Annotated in this window: 4 protein-coding genes; 1 reads left to right on the top strand and 3 read right to left on the bottom strand. The window is 55.7% G+C overall.

Translation table 11 applies throughout. The annotated features are described in order from the left end of the window. Nucleotides 1-62 precede the first annotated feature (62 nt). The 3 genes from F3J37_RS07585 to speA form a co-directional block, all read right to left on the bottom strand. On the bottom strand, nt 63-17,942 hold the full coding sequence (locus F3J37_RS07585) for an Ig-like domain-containing protein (protein WP_166932831.1): 17,880 nt from the start codon (nt 17,940-17,942) through the stop codon (nt 63-65). Nucleotides 17,943-18,252: 310 nt separating this feature from the next. Next, nucleotides 18,253-18,948, bottom strand: coding sequence for an EAL domain-containing protein (locus F3J37_RS07580; protein ID WP_097118055.1), 696 nt, complete (start codon nt 18,946-18,948; stop codon nt 18,253-18,255). Between the two features lie 718 nt (nt 18,949-19,666). Next, a complete protein-coding gene (gene speA, locus F3J37_RS07575) occupies nt 19,667-21,646 on the bottom strand; it encodes a biosynthetic arginine decarboxylase (RefSeq protein ID WP_072016983.1) in 1,980 nt (659 codons plus the stop codon). 805 nt (nt 21,647-22,451) lie between these two features. Here speA and metK point away from each other — a divergent pair. After that, nucleotides 22,452-23,603 (top strand): methionine adenosyltransferase, encoded by a 1,152-nt coding sequence (gene metK, locus F3J37_RS07570; RefSeq protein WP_058959339.1) that lies wholly within the window; start codon nt 22,452-22,454, stop codon nt 23,601-23,603. Nucleotides 23,604-23,864: the final 261 nt, after the last annotated feature.

The following is a 23,864-nucleotide window of genomic DNA, read 5'->3' as shown; positions in this document are numbered from 1 at the left end:
GTCAGTAAAAGGAAAGGGGCTCATCCATGAGCCCTTACTGCATCCTTGCTACGCGCGGCCCCTTATGCCGTGTGAGTCTGGTGCGGTTGCTGCAGCAATTCCTCCAGTGAAACGTTGACACCTTCCAGCGTTATCAACTGGGTACTGCTGTAACCCGTACCGGTACCGTCACGGTCAATTGAGAGCACGGTATTGCCATCTGAAGTATGATCCACTTTCACGAAATCATTAATATTACTTGTGGAATCATTCCAGCCGATTAGCAAGTTACTGATGTCAATTTTGTCGCCTTGCGCAACATTGAAGTCGGTCCAGGTATCGTGACCGTTCCCTCCCGTTGAGTCTGCACTCGCTAACAGGTGATACACCAGGGTATCGGCACCCGCGCCGGTCGTGATGGTGTCGTTGTAGGCACCGCCGGTAATGGTGTCAGCCCCTGCCGTTCCTGTGATAGTTGGATGCAGGTCGATAGTGAAGGAGTGCGTGGTGATGGTGCCATCGGTTGCTGCCAGCGTGTAGCTGAACACCTCTTTATGCAGCAGGCTTTGTCCATCAACCCCGGCATTAAGCGTATAGGTGTAGCTACCGTTGGCTGCAATACTCAGCACACCATAGTCCCCGGCAATCGACGTGGTACCCACGCTGTGAACCGTTGTGACATCACCGTTTTCATTAGTGATACTCAAGGTTCCGGTATGCGTCGTCGAGTCACCGTAGATACTGCCGCTGGCATCGTGATCACCGGTTGAGGTGGTTTCCGCCAGCAGGCTGTTCACGGTGAGCGACGTCGCTGCACCGTTATGCAACGTGACCGTCAGGGATGCAGAAGTCACTGCACCACTCGAATCCCTCACCGAGTAAGTGAAGGTGTCGGTGGTTGGCAAGGTACTGACATCCAGTCCCGCCTTCAGCACATAGGTGTAGTTACCGTGTGAATCGATGGTCAGCGTACCGTAAGTGGTGTTGATCACCGTGTTACCCGTCGCGGCAACAGCACTGCCCGACACCGTGGTGACCGCAGTACCGGTTGGTACCGTACCGGACACAGAACTGGTGTCGTTGGTCAGCAGGTTACCTGTCACCGTTGAAGACACGGTGACCGCATCCAGCGTGGTATCCGTCACCGTAGTGATGGTGGTGCTTGGCAGCAGAGCAATACCGCCACTCGAACCAATTACTACTGCATAGGTACCCGAGCCGAGTCCGCTATAAGTGACGTTGGCACCAGTCTGTGTACCCAGCGACAGTAATCCAGTCGACAGATAGTTCGAGGTCACGCTCTTCAGCGTCCAGGAACCATCCGAGTTCTGTTGATAGAGATACAACGAGTAGGTTGATATCAGAGATATACCACCGACCGAACCATGCAAGGTCACAGTACGGGTATCACCGGTGCCCACACTGAAGGTGTAAGCATTACCGTTCGACAGAACGCCGACGCCCAGCAGCGTGCCAAGGTTCACCGTGGCCAGAGCCGCATGCGAGACGCTGGTGGTGCCGTTATTCACCGTTTGCGTGGTCGTGCTGTAGTCCACCTCATTGGTATCGTTGGTGGCCACAATACGAATCACCCCAGTCAACGCTGTGGATGGTGAAACGTTGCCCGCACGGTCAGTCTGGATGACCGACAGTGAAGCACCTGTGGTCTGTGCAGTGCTCAAGGTTACCGACCAGGTGCCCGCAGCGCCCACGGTCGCGGTACCCAGCGAGTTACCGTTGGCATCACGCACCGTCACCGTATCGCCCACTTCACCATTACCGGTTACGGTGGTACCCGCCGAGTTAATCGCCAGGTTCGTTACCGCCACCGGTGCCACGGTATCGATGTTCACCGTGGCCGTAGTGTTGCCAGTACTGACGTTGCCCGCCGCATCCGTAACGGTGGTGGTCAACGGATGCGCACCGTTCGCCAGAACCGCAGTGGTGTAGGTCCAGGCACCGGTACTGCCTACGGTGAGGGAGCCGAGAACGGTCGCGCCATCATAGATGGTGACAATTGCACCCACTTCCGCCGTGCCACTCAAGGTTGGCGTGGTGTCTTTGGTGTACGCACCATTGGCCAGCGTCACCGGCGTGGTGCCGGTATCGTCGGTAATGGTCAGCGTACTCGCCGTTGGTGCCACGGTATCGATGGTCATGACGGTAGAAGCCGTTGGGCTGATGTTTCCTGCCGCATCGGTCTGCGTCACGTTAATGGTGTGCGTACCATTGCTCAAGGTGGTGGAGATAAAGCTCCACGTACCATTGCTGCCCACCGTTGTTGTGCCCAGCAGCGTGCTGCCGTCATAGATGCTGACTTTCGCACCAACTTCGCCGTTACCACTCAACAGCGGCGTATTGTCGTTGGTGGAACCATTGTTCGGGATGGTCACCGCCGTACTGCCGTTGTTGTTCGCCGCAACCAGACTGGTCACTGCCGCTGGAGCAACGCTATCGACAATCACCGTGGCTGACGTGGTGCCGCTGACATTGCCCGCTGGATCCGTCACGGTGACATTGATCGGGTGGCTACCCTGCGTCAATACCGTCGTGGTATAGGTCCATGCGCCACTGCTGCCCACTGTCACAGTGCCCAGCAGCGTCGTGCCATCGTAGATCGACACTTTGCTGCCCACTTCCGCCGTACCACTCAGGGTTGGCGTCGAGTCATTGGTGTAACCGCCGTTCGCCACCGTGGTGTTGGTGATGTCGTTGGTAATCACCAGGGTTGATGCCGCTGGCGCTACGGTATCCACGGTAATGGAGACCGTTGCGGAAGCCGCACTGGTGTTACCCGCTGCATCGGTCACCGTGACGCTCAACGGATGGGTACCGTTACTCAACGTGGCCGTGGTGAAGGTCCATGCACCGTTGGTCCCGGCAGTCACTGAACCCAGCACCGTTGTACCGTCATAGATGGTGACAATGGCATTCGCTTCTGCGGTACCGCTCAAAGTCGGCGTCGCATCGTCGGTCACTGCGCCATTGGCCAGCGGCCCCTGACTCGCGCCAACATCATCGGTAATCACCAGGTTGGTGACCGCATTCGGTGCCACTGTGTCGATGGTCATCACAGTTGAGGCATTCGGGCTAACGTTGCCCGCTGCATCTGTCTGGGTGACATTCAACGTATGGCTACCGTTGCTCAACGTGGTGGAGATGAAGCTCCAGGTACCGTTGCTGGCGACGGTGGTGGTGCCCAGCAAGATTGAACCGTCATAGATACTGACCTTAGCCCCGACCTCACCCGTACCACTCAACAGTGGCGTGCTGTCGTTAGTGACGCCATTGTTCGGGATTGTCACCGCCGTGCTGCCATTGTTATTGGCCGCCACCAGAGTCACCGCTGCCGGAGGCGTGGTGTCGATAACCACTGTGGCGTTGGTTCTGCCACTGACGTTACCGGCTGCATCCGTGACCGACACGCTGATGGTGTGCGAGCCTTGCGTCAAGGTCGAGGTTGTGAAGGTCCACACTCCCGAACTGTTGGCGATAGCCGTACCCAGCGTCGTTGTACCGTCATAGATAGTCACTCGACCACCGGCTTCCGCCGTGCCACTCAGCGTTGGCGTCGTGTCGTTGGTTGAACCCCCGCTGGCGACCGTGGTGTTGGTGACATCGTTGGTGATCACCAGCGTTGCGGTATTTGGCGCCACGGTATCCACGGTGATAGTGACCGGTGTTGAGGATGGGCTGACGTTACCCGCCGCATCTTTAACCGTCACACTCAGTGGGTGGCTACCATTACTCAATACCGGGCTGACGAAGCTCCACGCGCCGGTGCCGCTGGCAGTAGTGGAACCCAGTACGGTCGTGCCGTCATACACCGTGACAATCGCGTTCGCCTCAGCCGTACCGGTGAGGGTTGGCGTGTTGTCGTTGGTGGAACCGCCGGTTGGCACCGTGGTGCTGGTGACATCGTTAGTCACCACCAGGTTAGTGACGGTGTTAGGGACGACAGTATCCACGGTGAAGGTAATAGATGGCGTGTTACTGACGTTGCCCGCTGCATCTGTCGCCGTCGCCGTGATGGTATGCGAACCTTCACTTAACGTGGTTGAAGTCCAGGTCCATGCGCCCGTGCTGCTGGCCGTCACAGAACCGATCTGCACCCCGCCATCGAAAATTCTCACGACGCTGTTCGCTTCCGTGGTGCCGCTCAGCGCAGGCGTGTTGTCATTGGTACTGGTGCCTGCGTTAATCGTCACCGGCGTACTGCCGTTGTTATTGGCTGCCGCCAGGGTCAGCGTTGGTGCCACGGAGTCGATGTTGACAGTGGCATTGGTGCTACCACTGACGTTACCGGCCGCATCTGTTGAGGTCACGCTAATGGTGTGCGAGCCCTGGGCCAGTACTGCGGTGGTAAAGGTCCAGGTGCCATTGGTGCCAACCGTGACCGAACCGATTTGCGTGCCACCATCGTAAATCTTAACGAGACTCCCCACTTCCGCCGTACCACTCAGCGTTGGCGTGGTGTCATTGGTGGAACCGCCGCTGGCGACCGTGGTGTTAGTGACATCGTTAGTGATGACCAGCGTCGAAGCATTCGGCGCCACGGTATCGACAATCACGGAAACCGGGGTCGATGCCGGACTGACGTTACCCGCTGCGTCTTTCACTGTGACACTCAGCGGATGTGTCCCGTTGCTCAATGCCGGGCTGACGAAGCTCCATGCGCCGGTACCGCTGGCCGTAGTGGAACCCAATACCGTAGTGCCGTCATACACCGTGACAATCGCGTTCGCCTCAGCCGTACCGGTAAGGGTTGGCGTATTGTCATTGGTTGAACCGCCGTTTGGCACCGTGGTGCTGGTGACATCGTTGGTGACCACCAGGTTAGTGACCGTGGCGGGCGCGGCGGTATCGACCGTGAAGGTGATGGACGCATTCGGACTGATGTTGCCCGCCGCATCGGTCGCCGTCACGTTGATGGTGTGGCTACCGTCAGCCAGCGTAGTGGATGTCAGACTCCAGGCACCGTTGCTGCCCGCGATAACAGATCCAAGCAGGACTCCGCCATCGTAGACTTTTACCACGCTGCCCGCTTCCGCCGTACCGCTGATGGCTGGCGTGTTGTCGTTGGTGCTGCTGCCTGCGGCAATCGCCACCGGCGTACTGCCGTTGTTGTTCGCCGCTGCCAGGCTCGCTACCGCCGCTGGAGGCGTGGTATCAATCACCACCACAGAAGAGGTGGTACCACTGACGTTACCTGCCGCATCGGTCACCGTGACGTTCAGCGTATGAGAGCCCTGCGTCAGTGCCGTTGAGGTGAAGGTCCATGCGCCGGTGCCGCTGGCAATTGCTGTGCCCAGCAAGTTCGTACCATCGTAAATCGAGACGCGACCGTTGGCTTCCGCCACACCGCTCAGTGTTGGCGTGGTGTCGTTGGTCGAGCCACCGTTGGGTACGACGGCCGTGGTGTTATCGTTGGTGACCACCAGTGACGTCGTTGCCGGCGCCACGGTATCCACCACTACAGTGAAGTTAGTGGCCGTACTGGTGTTACCCGCCGCATCACGGACGGTGACACTGAGTGGATGCGATCCTTCACTCAGTGCTGCAGTGGTGAAGGTCCAGGTGCCACCGCTTCCGACGACGACCGAGCCGAGAACGGTGGTGCCTTCAGAAATCACCACAATGTTGCCCGCCGTCGCGGAACCGCTCAGGGTCGGCGTGTTGTCATCGGTAGATGCACCACTCGTCAACGGCCCCTGTGAGGTGCCCACGTTGTCGTTCACCACCAGGCCTGTAACCGGATTCGGCGCGCCTGTCACCACGGTAAAGGTAATCGAGGCATTCGAGCTGGTGTTGCCCGCCGCATCGGTCGCCGTCACGTTGATGGTGTGGCTACCGTCAGACAGTTGCGTTGAGGTGTAGCTCCACGCACCGGTGGTGGCATTCGCCGTCACCGAACCTAGCAGAATTGTGCCGTCATAAATTTTGACGACGCTGCCTGCTTCTGCTGTACCACTTAGCGCTGGGGTGTTGTCGTTGGTACTGCTGCCTGCGGCAATCGCCACTGGCGTGCTGCCGTTGTTGTTGGCGGCAGCCAGGCTGGTGACGGCTGCTGGCGCGACGTTATCGACAATCACAGTGGCGGATGTGGTGCCGCTGACGTTGCCCGCGGCATCCGTGACAGTGACACTGAGCGAGTGGCTACCCTGCGTCAATACCGCCGTGGTGTAGGTCCATGCACCATTACTGCCCGCAATGACAGTGCCCAACAGATTCGCACCATCGTAGACGGACACGCGGCTTCCCGCTTCCGCCACACCACTCAGCGTTGGTGTGGTGTCATTGGTATAACCGCCATTGGCTACCGTGGTGTTGCTGACGTCATTAGTGACCACCAGCGTACTCGCATTAGGCGCAATGCTATCAATGGTGAAGCTCACGGTAGAAGAACGCGGTCCAACGTTACCCGCCGCATCGGTGACTGTGACGCTTAAAGTATGCGCGCCCTGGCTCAGGGTAGGCGAAATAAAGCTCCATGCACCCGTTGCACTGGCTGTCGTCGAACCCACTATGGTGTTGCCGTCATAGATGGTGACAATACCGTTAGCTTCCGCGTTACCGGTGAGCAGCGGTGTGCTGTCATTGGTAATACTGTTATTAGCTATCGCAACCGGTGTACTGCCATTGTTATTGGCGGCCGCCAGGTCGGTTACGGCAGCTGGTGCCAGGGTATCGACGTTGATGTTGAACGTGCTGGATGGGTTACCCGCAAGGTTGGTGACGTAAATAGCATGAGCACCATCAGCCAGCGTAGGTGTAATAAAGCTCCACTGTCCATTCGCACCAACGGTTACACTGCCCAATACAGTACCGCTACCGTCGTGAATGGTAATCACATCATTGGCAGTCGCTGAACCGGTCAACACCAGCGTGTTGTCTTTGGTATTCGCACCATCTGCCAGCGTCACAGGCATACTGCCGCTGTCATCAGTGATAACCAACGTACCGCTGGCCGCTGGCAAGCCGGCTTCGATGTTCAACGTGAAGGCCGGAGAGCTGGCTGCGCTAACATTGCCCGCCTGATCCGTCACTGTGAAGGTGAAGCTATGGTTACCGTTAGACAGCCCTTCCGGTGGCGTGAAGGTCCATGCCCCGTTCGTTGCCGATGCCGTTGCAGTGCCAAGCAGCGTCGTACCATCGTAGATTGATACTGTGCTGTTAGCTTCAACTGTACCGCTAAAGGTTGGCGTATTGTCATCTGTGGTATCACCGGTATTTAGCGTGCCGGTAACGCCCACATCATCAGTCACCACCAACGTACTCGTATTCACCGTTGCCGGTGTAGAGGTATCAATGGTGATTTCAACAGGAGTGGTTGCTGGCCCGGTGGTGCCTGCTGCGTTGGTCACTGACACCGAGTAAGTGTGCGGGCCATCTGCCTCAACGGCGGTTTCATAACGCCAGACACCGTTACTTGCCACCGTGGTGGTCGCAACCTGCACTCCATCAATGATGATATTGATAGTGGTTCCCGCCACACCGGTTCCGCGCAACACCGGCGTGTTGTCGTTGGAGAAGCCATCATTCGCCACCAGTACCGGCGTGGTATTGGCGTTGTTGTAAATCGCGAACGTCAGGACTTCCGCCGGCGTGGTGTTATCCACGGTCAACGATACCGACGATTCCGCACTCACGTTGCCGGCTGCATCGGTTACCGTCACGTTGAGCGTGTGAGTCGCGTTCGATAGCGCACTGGTTGTGATGCTCCAACTGCCGTCTGAACCTGCCGTAGTGGAACCTACCAGCGTCGTGCCGTCATAAACACGGACGATAGCATTCGCCTCTGCCGTGCCGCTGATTGCCGGGGTGTTGTCGCTGGTAGTACCGCCATTTGGAATGGTGGTTTCTGGCGATCCATTGTTGTTCTGCAACAGCAGGTCGCCCGCTGGCTGAGGTGGTGTGCCATCAATGCGCACAACCGTCGCTGCAGACGTGCTGACGTTACCCACTTCATCGGTCACGGTGACAGTCAGAGTATGCGACCCATCGGTTAAGGTTGGCGAAGTGAATGTCCAGGTACCGCCACCGGTCGCGGTGGTTGACCCAATCACCGTGGTGCCATCGTAAATGGTCACCAGACTGTTCGCCTCGGCGCTACCACTCAGTGTTGGCGTGTTGTCGTTAGTTAGCCCATTGTTGGCGACGACAACGGAAGTGATGTCGTTGGTCACCACCAGCGTTGGTACAGCTGGCGGAGTGGCGTCTACGGTGAAGTCAACGGTGTTCGCGGCCTCGCTGGTGTTACCTGCGACATCCGTTGCCGTCACACGCAGCGTATAGGCGCCGTCATCCAGCGCTGGCACGCTGAAGCTCCATTGGCCATTACTACCCACCGCCGTACTGCCCAACACCGTGGTGCCATCATAGATCCGGATAATGCTACCCGCCTCTCCGCTGCCACTGAGGAACGGCGTGCTGTCGTTGGTGATGCTTCCACTCGTAATCGTTACTGGCGTTGTACCGTCGTCATTGCTGGCCGTAATCGCACTCGGTGCCGCAGGTGGTGTGGCATCAATCACCGCACTAATGGTGGTCGTACCGCTCACATTACCTGCCGCATCGGACGCACTGACACTGAAGGTATGAGAACCGTCCGCCAGCGCCGTAGGTGGCGTAAAGCTCCATGTGCCACCGGCAATAACGGTTGTAGATCCCAACACCCCACTGGCATCAGAGATAGTGATAATGCTACCCACCTCACCGTTACCGCTCAGCACTGGCGTGTTGTCGTTGGTCAGGCCGCCGTTTGGAATGTTAACCGCACCATCAATGTTGTTGGTCAGCACCAGGTTGGTTACCGATGGCGGTGCTACGGTATCAATGGTGACGGTCACAATGTCGCTGATCGGGCTGGTATTGCCGGCCGCATCCTGCCCCACCACGCTCAGATTATGGGTACCATCTGTCAATGTTGGAGAGTAACTCCAGTCACCACTACCATTCGCGATAACCGTACCGAGAACGGTATTGCCATCAGAGATAATAATGGTGCTGTTGGCTTCCGCTGTACCGCGCAGAACCGGTGTACTGTCATTGGTCGTGCTGCCGCTCGTAACAGGCACTTCTGTGCCGCTGTTGTTATTGGCAAGCGTCAGACCTTGCGCTGCATCCGGTGCTTCACTGTCCACCGTAAAGGTCAGGGTTGGTGAATTGGCACTGGTATTACCTGCCGCATCCGTCACCGTAACACTCAGATTGTGCACGCCCTGATCCAGGGTGTCGGTGGTGAAACTCCAGTTACCACTGCTGCCTACCAGCACCGAGCCGATTTCTCCAGCACCGTCATAAATCCTGACGATACTGCCAGCCTCGGCACTGCCGGTTAGTTGTGGCGTGGTGTCGTTGGTATAGCCGTCTGCTGCAATCGGCACCAACGTGCTGCCTTCGTTGTTGTTGACGGTCACGCCTTGCGCCACATCCGGCGCTTCAGTGTCAATATTGATCGTGACCACAGCAGAAGCCGGGCTGACGTTGCCCGCTGAATCCGTCACCGTAATGGTCAGTGGATGCGCACCATCATTCAGCGTATCCGCTGTGAAACTCCACACGCCCTGCGCATTGGTGGTGACGCTACCAATCGCCGTATTGCCATCATAAATGGTCACCAGGCTGTTAGCCGTAGCGGTACCACTCAACACTGGCGTGTTGTCGTTGGTATAGCCGTTGTTCGTCACTGGTTCCGTTGGCAAAGCATCGTTATTGGTGACCACAAAGTCTGGCGTAGACGGAACAGAAGTATCCACCGTTATCGTCACCGCATTACCCGCAGCACTGACGTTGCCTGCCGTATCGGTGGCGGTGGCTGTCAGTGTGTGAGCGCCGTCGGTCAGGGTCTGCGTCGTGAAGTTCCAGGTACCGCCGGTGCCAGCCTGAGTCGAACCGATCAGAGTGGTGCCATCGTAAACTTTGATGATACTGCCCGCTTCCGCCGTGCCGCTCAGGGATGGTGTATTGTCGTTGGTCACTCCGGTTAGTGTATTGCCACTGTCATCTTTCGCCACCAAATCACTGATAGCGTCAGGTGCGATGGTATCTACGTTGAAAGTGATGCCTGCAGAAGGTGCACTGCTGTTGCCTGCAGTGTCTGTTGCGGTAACCGTCAGAGTATGGCTGCCCTGGCCCAGTGCTGTAGTCGGCTCGAAGCGCCAGATGCCGTTAGTACCGACAATCGCCGTCCCCAGAACCGTACTGCCATCACGAATAGTCACGGTAGCGCCCACTTCGCCGGTTCCGCGAATAACAGGTGTGGAGTCATTGGTGGTGCTGCCCGCAGTGAACACTACGGCAGTACCGCCGTTGTTGTTGCTGAGGCTGGTCACCACCGGAGTCGCTGGTGGTGTGCTGTCCACGGTGAAATCAATTGCCGCCGATGGCGCACTGACGTTGCCCGCAGCATCGGTAACGGTCGTGGTGATGCTGTGCGGACCCTCGCCCAATACCAGGGTAGGCGTGAAGGTCCAGGTGCCGCCAGTGCCCACCACCACTGTGCCAAGCACATTACTGCCATCCAGGATGGTGACCGTCGTGCCCACTTCCGCCGTACCGCTCAGAACTGGCGTATTGTCATTGGTGACACTGCCCGCGGTGATTGGTACAGCCGTGCCGCTGCTGTCATTACTCAACTGCACGGCACCTGCGGTATTTGGTGCCTGAGTATCGACGGTAAAGGTGATCGCCGTAGAAGGTGCACTGCTGTTGCCTGCCGCATCCGTCACGGTGGCGGTGAGGCTGTGCGATCCCTGACTGAGCACCGGGGAAGTGAAACTCCAGGCGCCACCGTTAGTGACCTGAACACTGCCGAGCACGGTATCACCATCACGTACCGTGACAATGGTGCCCACCTCAGCAGTGCCGCTCAGTACCGGCGTGGTGTCATTGGTGGCACCACCGGAAGTGATCGGTGTGGGGGTGCCGTTGTCGTTGTTCAGCACCACAGCGTTAGCCGAATCAGGTGCAACGGTATCCACGCTGAAGCCAAATGCCGGTGATTCAGGGCCGGCGTTACCGGTTGAATCAGTGACAATAGTAGTCAGGCTGTGTGGGCCATCAATCAACGCGGTCGCTGGCGTAAAGCTCCAGTTGCCATCGCTACCAACAATCGCGGTACCAATCGTGGTGCCGTTATCTTTCACTGTGACGATACTGCCCGCTTCTGCGGTGCCACTGAGCACTGGCGTTGGGTCGTTAGTAGCACTGCCTGCGGTAATAGGCACCGCCACACCCGTTGAGTCATCACTGAGCTGCAGGTTGCCGACTTCACCCGGAGAGGTGCTGTCAACAATCACCACAACTTCGGAGGTTGGTGCGCTGCTATTACCTGCAGGGTCAGTGACCACGGTGGTAATGCTATGGCTACCCTCATCCAATGCGGTGGTTGGCGTAAAGCTCCAGGTCCCTCCTGTGCCGACCACCACCGTGCCGAGCACGGTGTTGCCTTCAGAAATGGTGACGGTGCTGCCTGGCTCAGCCGTTCCGCTCAGGGTTGGTGTGGTATCGCTGGTTGAACCGCCAGTGGCGATTGGGGTGCCATCGTCTGTAGAGAACTGCAGCCCTCCTGCCGCTGCAGGTGCTTGTGTATCCACGGTGACGGTGATGGCTGGTGAAGCCTCGCTAACGTTACCTGCCGGGCTGGTCACCGTCGTGGTCAAACTGTGATCGCCCTGGCTCAGCGCTGGCGTAGTGAAGCTCCAGGTCCCCCCGGCGCCTACCACCACGGTGCCCAGAACCGTGGTACCATCCAGCACGGTAACGGTGCTGCCAACGGCGGCTGAACCGGTTAACACCGGTGTTGTGTCATTTGTCGCACCATTGGTAATCGGTACCGCCGTACCGCTGGTGTCATTGTTCAGCACCAGCCCACTTGCAGGATCCGGTCGCGTGGTGTCCACGTTAAAGGTAATCGGTGTGGTTTCCGGACCGGTGTTGCCGGCCGGATCCGTCACGGTGGTCGTCAGGCTATGCGAACCCGACTCCAGCGGCGTAGTTGGGGTGAAACTCCAGCTACCATTGCTGCCAACGGTGACCGAACCAATCTCCGTGCCGTTGTCAGAAACTTTCACCGTGCTGCCCGGTTCAGCGGTACCACTCAGGACTGGAGTGGTGTCATTAGTGGTGCCACCGGCGGTAATAGGGACCGGCGTGCCGCTGGTGTCATTGTTGAGCTGCAGACCACTCGCTTCTGCAGGTGCGGTGGTGTCTACGGTGATCACGATAGGCGTAGATGGACCGCTGGTATTACCGGCAGGACTGGTGGTGGTTGCGGTAATGCTGTGGTTGCCCTCACCCAACGGATCGGTTGGGGTGAAGCTCCAGGTGCCGCCCGCGCCGACAACTACTGTGCCCAGCACTGTGCCGCCATCTGAGACGGTGATAGTGCTACCTGCCGCAGCGGATCCACTCAGAACTGGAGTGGCATCATTCGTTGCCGTGCCGGAGGTAATCGGTACTGGGGTGCCGCTCTCATCATTACTCAACGCCACATTACCCGGTGCAGCAGGGATGGTGGTATCAACGGTGACGGTAATTGGCGTGGTTGCCGCACCGGTATTGCCCGCAGGGTCAGTTACCGTGGTGGTGAGGCTGTGGCTGCCATCGCCCAACGGTGAAGTTGGCGTAAAGCTCCAGTTGCCGTCATTACCCACCGTAGTGGAGCCAATAACCGTACCGTTGTCAGAAACATTGACGATGCTGCCAGGTTCGGCTCGGCCACTCAGCACCGGCGTGGTGTCATTGGTGGTGCCGCCAGTGATCGGTACAGCTGTGCCGCTGGAATCATTGCTCAGCAGCACACCTGTTGCTGCTGCTGGTGCGGTGGTGTCGACTGTCACAATAACGGGCGTACTAGCCGGTCCGGTGTTACCCGCCGGATCGGTCACGGTTGTGGTCAGGCTATGGCTGCCATCGCCCAGCGGCGTGGTGGGGGTATAGCTCCAGGTGCCATCGCTTCCGGTAGTGGCAGTGCCCAATACCGCGCCGCCATCAGAAACGGTTACCGTACTGCCCGGTTCTGCGGTGCCGCTCAGGGTTGGCGTGTTGTCATTGGTGCTGCCGCCAGAAGTAATTGGTGTACCGCCATCATTGCTAAGCTGGACGTTGCCCGCCGCTGCTGGAGGTTGCGTATCAACCGTCACGGTCACAGGCGTCGATGCCGGGCCGGTGTTACCCGCCGGATCCGTCACGGTGGTCGTCAGGCTGTGGTTGCCATCACTCAGCGGTGGTGTGGTGTAAGTCCAGGTGCCATCGCCGCCGACTGTTGTTGTACCAATGACGGTGGTGCCATCTGTAATGGTGACAGTACCGCCAGGCTCACCGTTACCTTCCAGAGTCGGCGTTGTGGTGTTAGTGCTACTACCCGATGGAATCGGATCGCCATCACCATTGGTCAGGCCAACGCCCGTTGGTGCCGCAGGCGCCACGGTATCAATGGTGACATTGATCGTCGGTGTATCGCTAATCGCGCCAGTGGTTGGGTTTGTCGCGGTGGCATGGAAAGCATAGGTGCCATCCGTTAGTGCGGCTGGCGTAAAGTTCCACTGTCCGTTACTGCCCGCCGTGACACTACCGAGTACGGTGGTGCCGTTGTAAATGGTGATCAGATCGCCTGCACCGGCCTGACCACTCAGCACAGGCGTGCTGTCATGAGTACTGGAGTTATCCGTCAACTGCACAATAGTGCTGCCGCTGTCGTCCGCTACCACAATGAGTTCATTGGTGGTTGGTACACCTGCATCAATATTCACGGTAAAGGCCGGTGATGCCGGACTCACGTTACCTGCGGCGTCGGTCACTGTAGTGGTGAGGTTATGCTGGCCATTGGTCAGTGGTGAAGCTGGCGTGAAGCTCCAGTTGCCATCCGTGCCCACGGATGCAGAGCCCAACAGCGTGGTGCCATCGTAAACCTTAACGATGCTGCCCGCTTCTGCCGTGCCGCTCAGGGTTGGTGTACTGTCATCAGTGGTCGCACCGGAAGTCAGCGCCCCGGTGCTGGTGCCTGCATCATCAGTCACGACCAGTCCACTAACCGCCGCTGGCGCCGTGGTATCAACGGTAAAGGTAATCGGAGTGGTGGCTGGGCTGCTGTTACCTGCCGCATCTGTTGCGGTAGTCGTTAGGCTGTGGCTACCCTCTCCCAATGCTGGGGTGGTGAAGCTCCAGTTACCATTGCTACCTACAGTCACACTACCCAGCACAGTGTTGCCATCACGAATGGTGACCACACTACCCGCTTCGGCGCTGCCGCTCAGAACTGGCGTTGCATCATTGGTGAGGCTGCCATTGGTAATAGGCACTGACGTGCTGCCTGCATCGTTATTAATCTGCAAGCCGGCCACTGCATCAGGCGCCACCGTATCCACGGTGATATTGATGGTGAGGGTATCGGTGATGTTGCCCGCGGCATCGGTGATAGTGCCATGAATTGCATGCGGGCCATCACTCAGGATGCCCATTCTGAACAGCCATTGTCCGTTCGCGCCTGCGGTGGTGCTGCCAAGAAGCTGGCTACCATCATACAGGGTGATGATATTGCCGGGACTCGCCGAACCAATCAGCACTGGCGTAGGATCGTTGGTGCTGGCTCCATCAACCAACTGCTCAACGGTGTTGCCGTTATCATCGATCACTTCCAGAGAATCACTGGCCGTTGGCAGATCGGCTTCAATATCCACAATAAATGGTGGGCTGGCAGGGCCAACATTGCCTGCGGTATCTGTGGCGGTGATGGTGAAACTATGAGAACCGTTGCTCAGAGCCGGCGTGGTGAAGGTCCAGGTTCCATCAACGCCCACGGTGGTATTACCCAGCAGTGTGGTGCCGTCATAGATGCTCAACAGCGCATTAGGTTCACCCGTGCCGCTCAGCGTTGGCGTGTTATCGTCAGTCACCGCGCCTGAAGTCAGTTCACCTTGTGAATCACCCACATTATCGGTGACCACGAGGTCACTGACTGCGGCAGGTGGCGAGGTGTCCACAGTGACAGCAATCGGAGAGGACGCTGGGCTGGTATTGCCCGCAGCATCGGTAACGGTAGTCGTCAGGCTATGACTGCCTTCACCGAGTGCCGGTGCGGTAAAGCTCCAGTTGCCATCGCTGCCAACGGTTGCCGTGCCCAACACATTGTCGCCATCACGCACAGTAACGGTGCTGCCAGGTTCAGCCGTGCCGCTCAGCACTGGGGTGTTATCACTGGTGGTGCCGCCTGCCGCGATTGGCGTAACGGTACTGCCGTTGTTGTTGCTCAGTTGCAGATCGCCTGCCGCCGCTGGCGCAACGCTATCAATCGTGATGTTGATGGTGACAGAGTTGGTAGGATTACCGGTGCTGTCGGTGGCAACCGCATGGAAGGAGTAAGAACCATCCGCCAACGTAGAGGGAGTGAAGCTCCACTGACCGTCGGAACCAGCAGTGGTGCTGCCCAGCAAGGTGGTGCCGTTGTACAGCGTAATAATGTCCCCGGCTGCCGCCAGGCCACTCAGAACAGGTGTTTTATCATGCGTGCTTGAGCCATCAGGCAACACTTTCAGCGTACTGCCGCTATCGTCAGTGACCTGCAACGTGCTGGTGGTTGGCGGCACACCCGCATTCACCGTCAAACCAAAACCAGTAGTTGCCGGACTGACATTGCCTGCGGCATCCGTTACCGTCACGCTCAGCGTATGTGCGCCATTACTCAGCGCAGGCGTGGTAAAGCTCCAGTTACCTGCACTGTCAGCGGCCACACTGCCCAGCAGCGTGGTGCCGTCATAAACCTTAACGATGCCATTGGCTTCAGCTTTGCCGCTCAGGGTTGGCGTACTGTCGTCAGTGGTGGATCCGGCTGTCAATGGGCCGGTGACGGTGCCAACGTTATCGCTGACCACCAGATCGCTGGCGCCTGCAGGGGCCTGAGTGTCCACGGTGAAGGTGATAGGATCAGAAGCCGCACTGGTATTTCCGGCAGGATCAGTAACGGTAGTGGTCAGGCTATGACTTCCTTCGGACAGCGTTGGAGAGGTGAAACTCCAGCTGCCGTTACTGCCCACCGTCGCCGTACCCAGCACGGTATCACCATCACGAACGGTCACCGTGCTGCCTGGTTCCGCAGTTCCGGTGAGCACCGGATGAGTGGTATTGGTCGCACCGCCAGAGGCAATGGGTTGAACGGTGCCGTTATCATTGTCACTGAGCTGTAAGCCAGACGCTACATCCGGCACCACCGTATCGATGGTGATGACGATGGTTGGCGTTTGCGTCACGGTGCCATCAGTATCGGTGACAGAGGCATGGAAGCTGTAAGTCCCGTCCGCCAGCGCAGTGGGTGTGAAACTCCACTGTCCATCCGCACCCGCCACCACACTGCCAATTTCTGTCGTGCCGTTGTAGAGGGTGATCAGTGCTCCGGCAATGGCCAGCCCACTCAGCGTTGGCGTGCTGTCATGGGTGCTGGCGCCATTAGTCAGCTGCACCAGAGTGCTGCCGGAGTCGTCGGTAATTTCCAGTGAGGTGGTGGCTGGAGGCAGCCCAGCCTGCACATTAAAATCAAACGCATCAGAAACCGAGCTGACATTGCCGGCTGCATCGGTCTGCGTCACGGTAAGACTGTGCGCACCGTTGCTCAGCGCTGGCGTAGTGAAGCTCCAGGTGCCATTGCTGCCGACCACCGCCGTGCCAATCAGGGTGTTGTTGTCATAAACGTTGATCACCGCACCCACTTCACCATTTCCGCTCAGGGTTGGTGTACTGTCATCGGTCGTTCCGCCGCTGGTCACCGGTGTTGCAGTTCCGTCAGCATCCCCGCTTAAGGCCAGACCCGTGGCGCTGGCCGGTGCTTCGGTATCGACCGTGAAGGTAATGGTGGTCGCTACGCTGGTGTTGCCCGCCGCATCTGTCGAAGTGATGCTGAGGGTATGACTACCCTGAGCTAATTCTGGGCTAGTGAAACTCCAACTGCCGTTACTGCCTACGGTTACGCTACCAAGTACAGTATCGCCATCGCGAATGGTGATGATGCTTCCTACCTCGCCTCTGCCGCTCAGCAAAGGCGTGGTGTCATTGGTGGATCCACCATTGACGATCGGCAATACCACCGAGCCTGCGTTGTTCCCGACATTGAGATCACTCACCGCTTCTGGGGCAGTGGTATCAACGGTAAAGGTAATCGGATCGCTGGCGGCGCTGGTATTACCAGCCGCATCGGTCGCGGTGACGGTCAGGCTGTGTGAACCGTCTGCCAGCGCTGGTGAGGTGAAGGACCATGTGCCATTTGCACCCACCACGGTGGAGCCCAGCAACGTTGTGCCATCATAAACGCGAATAATGGCACCGACTTCGCCGTTGCCACTTAAGGTTGGAGTGTTGTCATCGGTGACTGAACCCGTGGTGATCGCGCCTTGATAGGGGCCAACGTTGTCACTGACCACCAGGTTGGTCACTACGGCTGGAGGAGTGGTATCGCCTCCACCATTGTTGCCTCCACCATTGTTGCCGCCACCGTTATTACCGCCTCCGTTGTTACCACCACCGGTACTACCGTCACTGACTGCGGCATTACCGCCGCCACCGCCTGCCGAGCCAGCAAACATCGCCCCCAGGCCCGCCAGCGCTGCGCCACCGATACCGAAGGCCGCGATGGTGCCATCATTGGTGGTGTTCTCAGCTAACAGCCCTTCGGTGCTGTCAATGTTGACGTACTGGAACCCATCAGAGCCCGGATCTTCAACCCACCACAGTGCACCTTTGTCGTCCTGCAGCACCAGGTCACTGTCGCCTGCTGCTGTATAAAAATTATGAATAACAACCACTTCACCAGATTTTGTGGTGACGACTAAATCATTACCATTGCGTGTGAAAGACTTAATATCTGATTGATTAAGGTGAAGTTTAACTACGCTTGGCGCAGTTAAGTTGACTTGAGAGCCGCTAACTTCAGAGGCTACTGTCCCACCTTTAGGAGTGATAGAGATATTATTCATTTTATCGAAATCCCGCGCAGTTATTAAATTCCATAAAAACGCCCGGTATCCGCAGATACCGGCTTCAATGGCGAATAATCCAGATGACTATTCACTTCTTTTCTTGGTCGATTTCATACAAACTCATGATGAAATCGCGCTGAGCCGAGTTAAGCCTCCATCCTGGGAATGGGCTGGGTTTATTTTTCAGCGGAACAAAGGGGGAAATGCCTTTATTTTCCATTGGGCGAGCACAAATCAAATTGAATGCAATGAACCCATTTTTAGACATTTTTTCTACCCCGATTGTCGTGGCCGAACCCGCACAAACTCAGGATTGCTTAAGAAAATCATTTAGATAGACACTCTGCCAGTGATAGCCCTGCATACCGTAGATCGCTTTATGCGCCAGCAAATCGAGGTGTGATGGGTTTTCAACGCCTTCAACAATCACGCCTTTGCATAATTGGTTGAGGTGGCTAAGCAGCGTGTCAAAAATGTGACCGTCGCCAAATTGCCAAAAAAAATCTTTGTCAATCTTGACGATTTCAAATATTCCGCTATCGAGCATGGTCAGGTTGGAATAACCCGGACCAAAGTCATCAAGCCATAAAGGGGCGTGTGTCACTTTCGCGACACCTTTTAATATCAGCAGGTCTGCGCTGTTAAAACGCGCGGTAAAGAAGGCGGATATCTCTAAACGCAACAACGTTAAACTCGCCAGTTTTTGTTGTATTTCAGCATCTTCAAAAATACCGGCGACGATATCTCTATCCACATTTACACTGACTACCTGATCAAACCCTTTCTGGTATAGCTGAATAAGTTTTCCGATCTGGTGGAGGAATAATTGCCATTTCTCGTCAGCAGGAAGCCGACTGAAGAACCCCTCATCCCTGCAAGGGTTACGTTTATTATTAATATCTGCATCATCTGAGAATCGGGTTAACAATTCCCATGCAATCAACTCGCCGGCTTTACCATGAACGGGTTCCAGCAAGAAAATGTATTCAGGTTGATTGCTCATTTCACAGTCCCTTCCGCAACTTACTGATACTCCTGAACTGTCAGGATTACTCATGTGAGATGTAAGGGAAACATCGATAAATCTTAACACGTTAACTGAAGCCTAACGTAGGACTTACAGTTTGCAAAATAGATTTCAGTAAAGACTCAACCACACTTCAATCGTTTAAATCTATCAATTTACGAAGTAAACTTAATTTACTTTCACAAAATTATCGGATAATTCCTGGAAAAATTTAAGTTAATACCATCCTTGACAGATATAAAAACAACGAACACATTGAATTTATTGTATAAATTATTCTTAATTTGTCTGATAAAGATAATTACATCGCAAAATTCATTTTTTTCGTTCTGGAATGCATGGTTCCAAAAGACGTCAAAAAATGTAGTTTCTTGATGGGACTATTCAATCCTTAATGTTTAAATTTTTATTATACATCGATAAGAAAACATAACAGATTACCTATCCAATCCTTACAAAATCAGTAACTAATGCAGGGATATTCGGGATTGAAGCGAAGCGGTTCTTTAGCTTTGTGAATAAAAATGAAGGGGATAGAAAACACGTATTTTAGGCGCGAGTTATAAATGGATGATTAACATTTATTGAGAGTGATCTTCATCACACTTCGAATAAAAGAATAGAGGAATAAGAAAATAGAATGGCAGGTAAATAAAAACGGGCCCTGTACAGGGCCCGCTATGCGTATTAACAGTTACTCATCTTCAAGATAGGTGTAACCATATAAGCCACTTTCAAACTCTTCAAGGAACTGTGCACGCAGCTCTTCGTCGATGTCTTTCTGCTGTGTCACCTGATCGCGGAACAGCGTCATCAAATCGTTAGGGTTCAGCTGCACATACTCCAGCATGTCTGCCACGGTATCGCCTTCATCTGACAATTGCACTTCAACGCTGCCATCGGGGAAAGCGAATACGTCAACCGCTTCGGTATCGCCAAACAGGTTGTGCATGTTGCCGAGGATTTCCTGATACGCGCCAACCATAAAGAAGCCCAGCATTGGCGGATTATCAATGTCGTACTCTGGCATCGGCATGGTGGTGGCAATACCGTCGCCATCTACGTAGTGATCGATGGTGCCATCGGAGTCACAAGTAATGTCGAGCAATACCGCACGACGCTGAGGGATCTTGTTCAATCCTTCCAGCGGCAGCACCGGGAACAGCTGATCGATACCCCACGCATCCGGCATTGACTGGAACAGCGAGAAGTTGACGTAAATCTTATCCGCCATACGTTCCTGCAGTTCATCAATGATAGGACGGTGCGCACGGTTGCTTGGATCCAGATGCTGCTGGATATAGTGACAGATGCTTAAATAAAGCTGCTCTGCCCAGGCGCGCTGGCCGAGATCGTAGGTGCCGGAAGAGTAACCGGTATGGATATCGAACAGATCCATCTGGCTATCGTGCAGCCATTCACGCAGCGAACGACGGACGTTCGGCTCGTGCATCTCCTGCCAGGTATCCCACAGGCTCTGAATCGGACGTGGTGAATCGACATCTGGCGCCACTGGCGTACTGAATTCGTTGCGCTCTACACCGATGATATTGGAGACCAGCACGGTGTGGTGCGCGGTAACCGCACGACCGGATTCGGTGATGACGGTTGGATGCTCCAGACCGTGCTCTTCACAAGCATCACCAATTGCCCAAATCACGTTGTTGGCATATTCGTTCAGGCCGTAGTTCACCGAGCAGTCAGATTGCGAACGCGTACCTTCATAATCCACGCCCAAACCGCCGCCGACATCAAAGCATTTGATGTTCACGCCGAGCTTCGCCAGCTCAACGTAGAAACGCGCCGACTCACGCACACCGGTGGCGATGTCGCGAATGTTGGACATCTGCGAGCCAAGATGGAAATGCAGCAGTTGCAGGCTGTCGAGACGACCGGCTTTGCGCATGATATCCACCAGCTGCAACACTTGTGACGCCGCCAGACCGAACTTAGATTTCTCACCACCGCTCGACTGCCATTTACCGGAGCCTTGCGAAGCCAGACGTGCGCGAATCCCCAGACGCGGGATCACGTTCAGGCGCTCCGCCTCTTCCAGCACCAGGCGCACTTCGGTCATCTTCTCGATCACCAGGTAAACCTTGTGACCGAGTTTCTCGCCAATCAGCGCCAGACGAATGTACTCGCGGTCTTTATAGCCATTACAGACGATCACCGAACGGGTTTTACCCGCGTGCGCGATCACTGCCATCAGCTCGGCTTTCGAACCGGCTTCCAGGCCCAGCGGCTCACCGGAGTTCACCAGTGATTCAATCACGCGCTTATGCTGGTTAACCTTGATTGGGTACACCAGGAAGTAGTCACCTTTGTAGCCGTAGGATTCACGCGCACGTTTGAAGGCGGCGTTAATTGAACGCAGGCGATGCTGTAAAATCTGCGGGAAGCAGAACAGCGCAGGCAGACGCTGGCCATCGGCTTCACGCTCTTTGACCAGTTTCGCCAGGTCAACGCGCACTTCCGGCTGATCCGGATCCGGACACACGCTGATGTGCCCCAGCTCGTTGACGTCATAATAGTTATTACCCCACCAGGCAATATTGTAGGTACGCAGCATTCTGCTCGCTTCCTGATCGTTCATCGCCACCTCCTGCATGGAGCGGAGTACACCCTGTTCGCCAGCTGACGAACCCTTGATATTCTTCATGTCGTCAGACATCGCGAACCTCAATTTTCCGTTGAAATATGAAACAGTTGCCGGGTCTTGCTGTTGTGAGTCCGGGTAAACATTTCCCCATCCTGCTGAGCTCCGATTATCGGGTTGCCGTGCACGTTGCTGACTCTAAGTGTAAAACACCACGCCGTAGTCAGTAAAAAACGGGCCAGAAGCCAACGCTTTTCACCGCCAAAGACGAGTGAAACACAGCGACAGAAATGAGGGAATAGCTTAGCCGGCGCTCGTGTCGGGATAATTACCGCAACGTGCAAAACTTCGACGAGAGAAAAGAATAAGACTGGATTGGGAAAGGATTGCCAGTGCGCCCGTTGAGCGCAGTGAACCGAAAAGAAGAGAAGTGTGGTTCATTACTTTTATCACCTCCAACGCCTGCAAACAGCAAACGAGAAACGGCCTGGGTGAAAATCAGAGAACAGCTCTGACGGCGCGACGCACGGTGGCGTCATCCTTTTGTACTGTGGTCGACAGCAGCGGCGTTTTATACAGTTTGCAGGGTGAAAAAGCAAAATCTTTGTCTGGATTTTGTGGAAGGTGTCAGGAATTTCTTCCATCTGCTCACTTGCGTAAACGTGCGGAATCAGAAAAAGCACTGGAAAAGTGCTCACTGTGTAACCTAGAATAGCCGTCCAGATGGTTTTCCATCTAAACTGGTTAACATCCAGGCGGTGTGGGTGATAAGCACCTACACTCCCTACTGCTCGCGGCTTTGCCTGAAGGGGCGTCGAGTCGGCCTGGTCCACTTACGCTATGCAGTCGAATTCAAACCATTTGTAAGGTAAAGAACAGAATGGCTAAACACCTATTTACATCTGAGTCCGTATCAGAAGGACATCCTGATAAAATCGCTGACCAAATTTCCGATGCCGTGTTAGATGCGATCCTTGAACAGGATCCAAAAGCACGCGTGGCCTGCGAAACTTACGTTAAGACCGGTATGGTGCTGGTTGGCGGTGAAATCACCACCAGCGCATGGGTGGATATCGAAGAGATCACCCGTAATACCGTACGTGAAATCGGCTATGTCCATTCCGATATGGGCTTTGATGCGAACTCTTGCGCCGTACTGAGCGCGATTGGCAAGCAGTCTCCTGACATCAACCAGGGTGTTGACCGTACCGATCCGCTGGAACAGGGCGCGGGCGACCAGGGCCTGATGTTCGGCTACGCCACCAACGAAACCGACGTGCTGATGCCTGCTCCGGTAACCTACGCCCACCGTCTGGTGCAGCGTCAGGCTGAAGTGCGTAAAAGCGGCTCACTGCCGTGGTTGCGTCCGGATGCGAAAAGCCAGATCACTTTCCAGTACGATGGCGGCAAAATTGTCGGTATCGATGCGGTTGTCCTGTCGACTCAGCACGCTGAAGAAATTTCGACAGCCGATCTGCGTGAAGCGGTGATGGAAGAGATCATCAAGCCGGTACTGCCTGCAGAGTGGGTGAATGCCAGCACCAAATACCATATCAACCCAACCGGTCGCTTCGTGATCGGCGGCCCAATGGGCGACTGCGGTCTGACTGGTCGTAAAATCATCGTTGATACTTACGGCGGTATGGCGCGTCACGGTGGCGGTGCGTTCTCTGGTAAAGACCCGTCTAAAGTTGACCGTTCTGCAGCTTACGCTGCACGCTATGTCGCGAAAAACATCGTCGCGGCTGGTCTGGCTGACCGTTGCGAAATCCAGGTTTCTTACGCGATTGGCGTGGCTGAGCCAACCTCCATCATGGTGGAAACTTTCGGTACTGAGAAGGTCCCTACCGAGCAGTTGACCCTGCTGGTGCGCGAGTTCTTCGACCTGCGTCCTTACGGCCTGATTCAGATGATGGATCTGCTGAAACCTATCTACAAAGAGACCGCTGCTTACGGTCACTTTGGTCGCGAACACTTCCCGTGGGAGCAGACTGATAAAGCTGCTCAACTGCGCGAGGCTGCGGGCCTGTAATCTTACAATCCTGCAAAAACGAGCCCGCTTATTGCGGGCTTTTTTATGCCCGTTAACCAGCCTGCACATTTTTTCCCGCCGTCTACACTTCATTTTCGATGTTTACAACAAAGTGTTAACGATTACATTTTGAAAACCTTTTGTAATCTGTCATTTAGAGAATTTTCAGCGTAGTTATTCGTATGAAAATGCGTTATTTTCAGCGTCGTCTGATAGCCGATATTTAGAGAGATGTCAGAAACTTAAAGGGTGCTATACCTT

The organism is Candidatus Pantoea communis (genome assembly GCF_011752685.1).
In the GTDB taxonomy this organism is placed as follows: domain Bacteria; phylum Pseudomonadota; class Gammaproteobacteria; order Enterobacterales; family Enterobacteriaceae; genus Pantoea; species Pantoea communis.
This window is presented reverse-complemented; position numbering and strand designations above follow the sequence as displayed.

Bases quoted from the DNA above. Each gene is read 5' to 3' on its own strand.
- metK (WP_058959339.1), top strand. From the start codon at position 22,452: ATGGCTAAACACCTATTTACATCTGAGTCCGTATCAGAAGGACATCCT.
- F3J37_RS07580 (WP_097118055.1), bottom strand. From the start codon at position 18,948: ATGAGCAATCAACCTGAATACATTTTCTTGCTGGAACCCGTTCATGGT.
- F3J37_RS07585 (WP_166932831.1), bottom strand. From the start codon at position 17,942: ATGAATAATATCTCTATCACTCCTAAAGGTGGGACAGTAGCCTCTGAA.
- speA (WP_072016983.1), bottom strand. From the start codon at position 21,646: ATGTCTGACGACATGAAGAATATCAAGGGTTCGTCAGCTGGCGAACAG.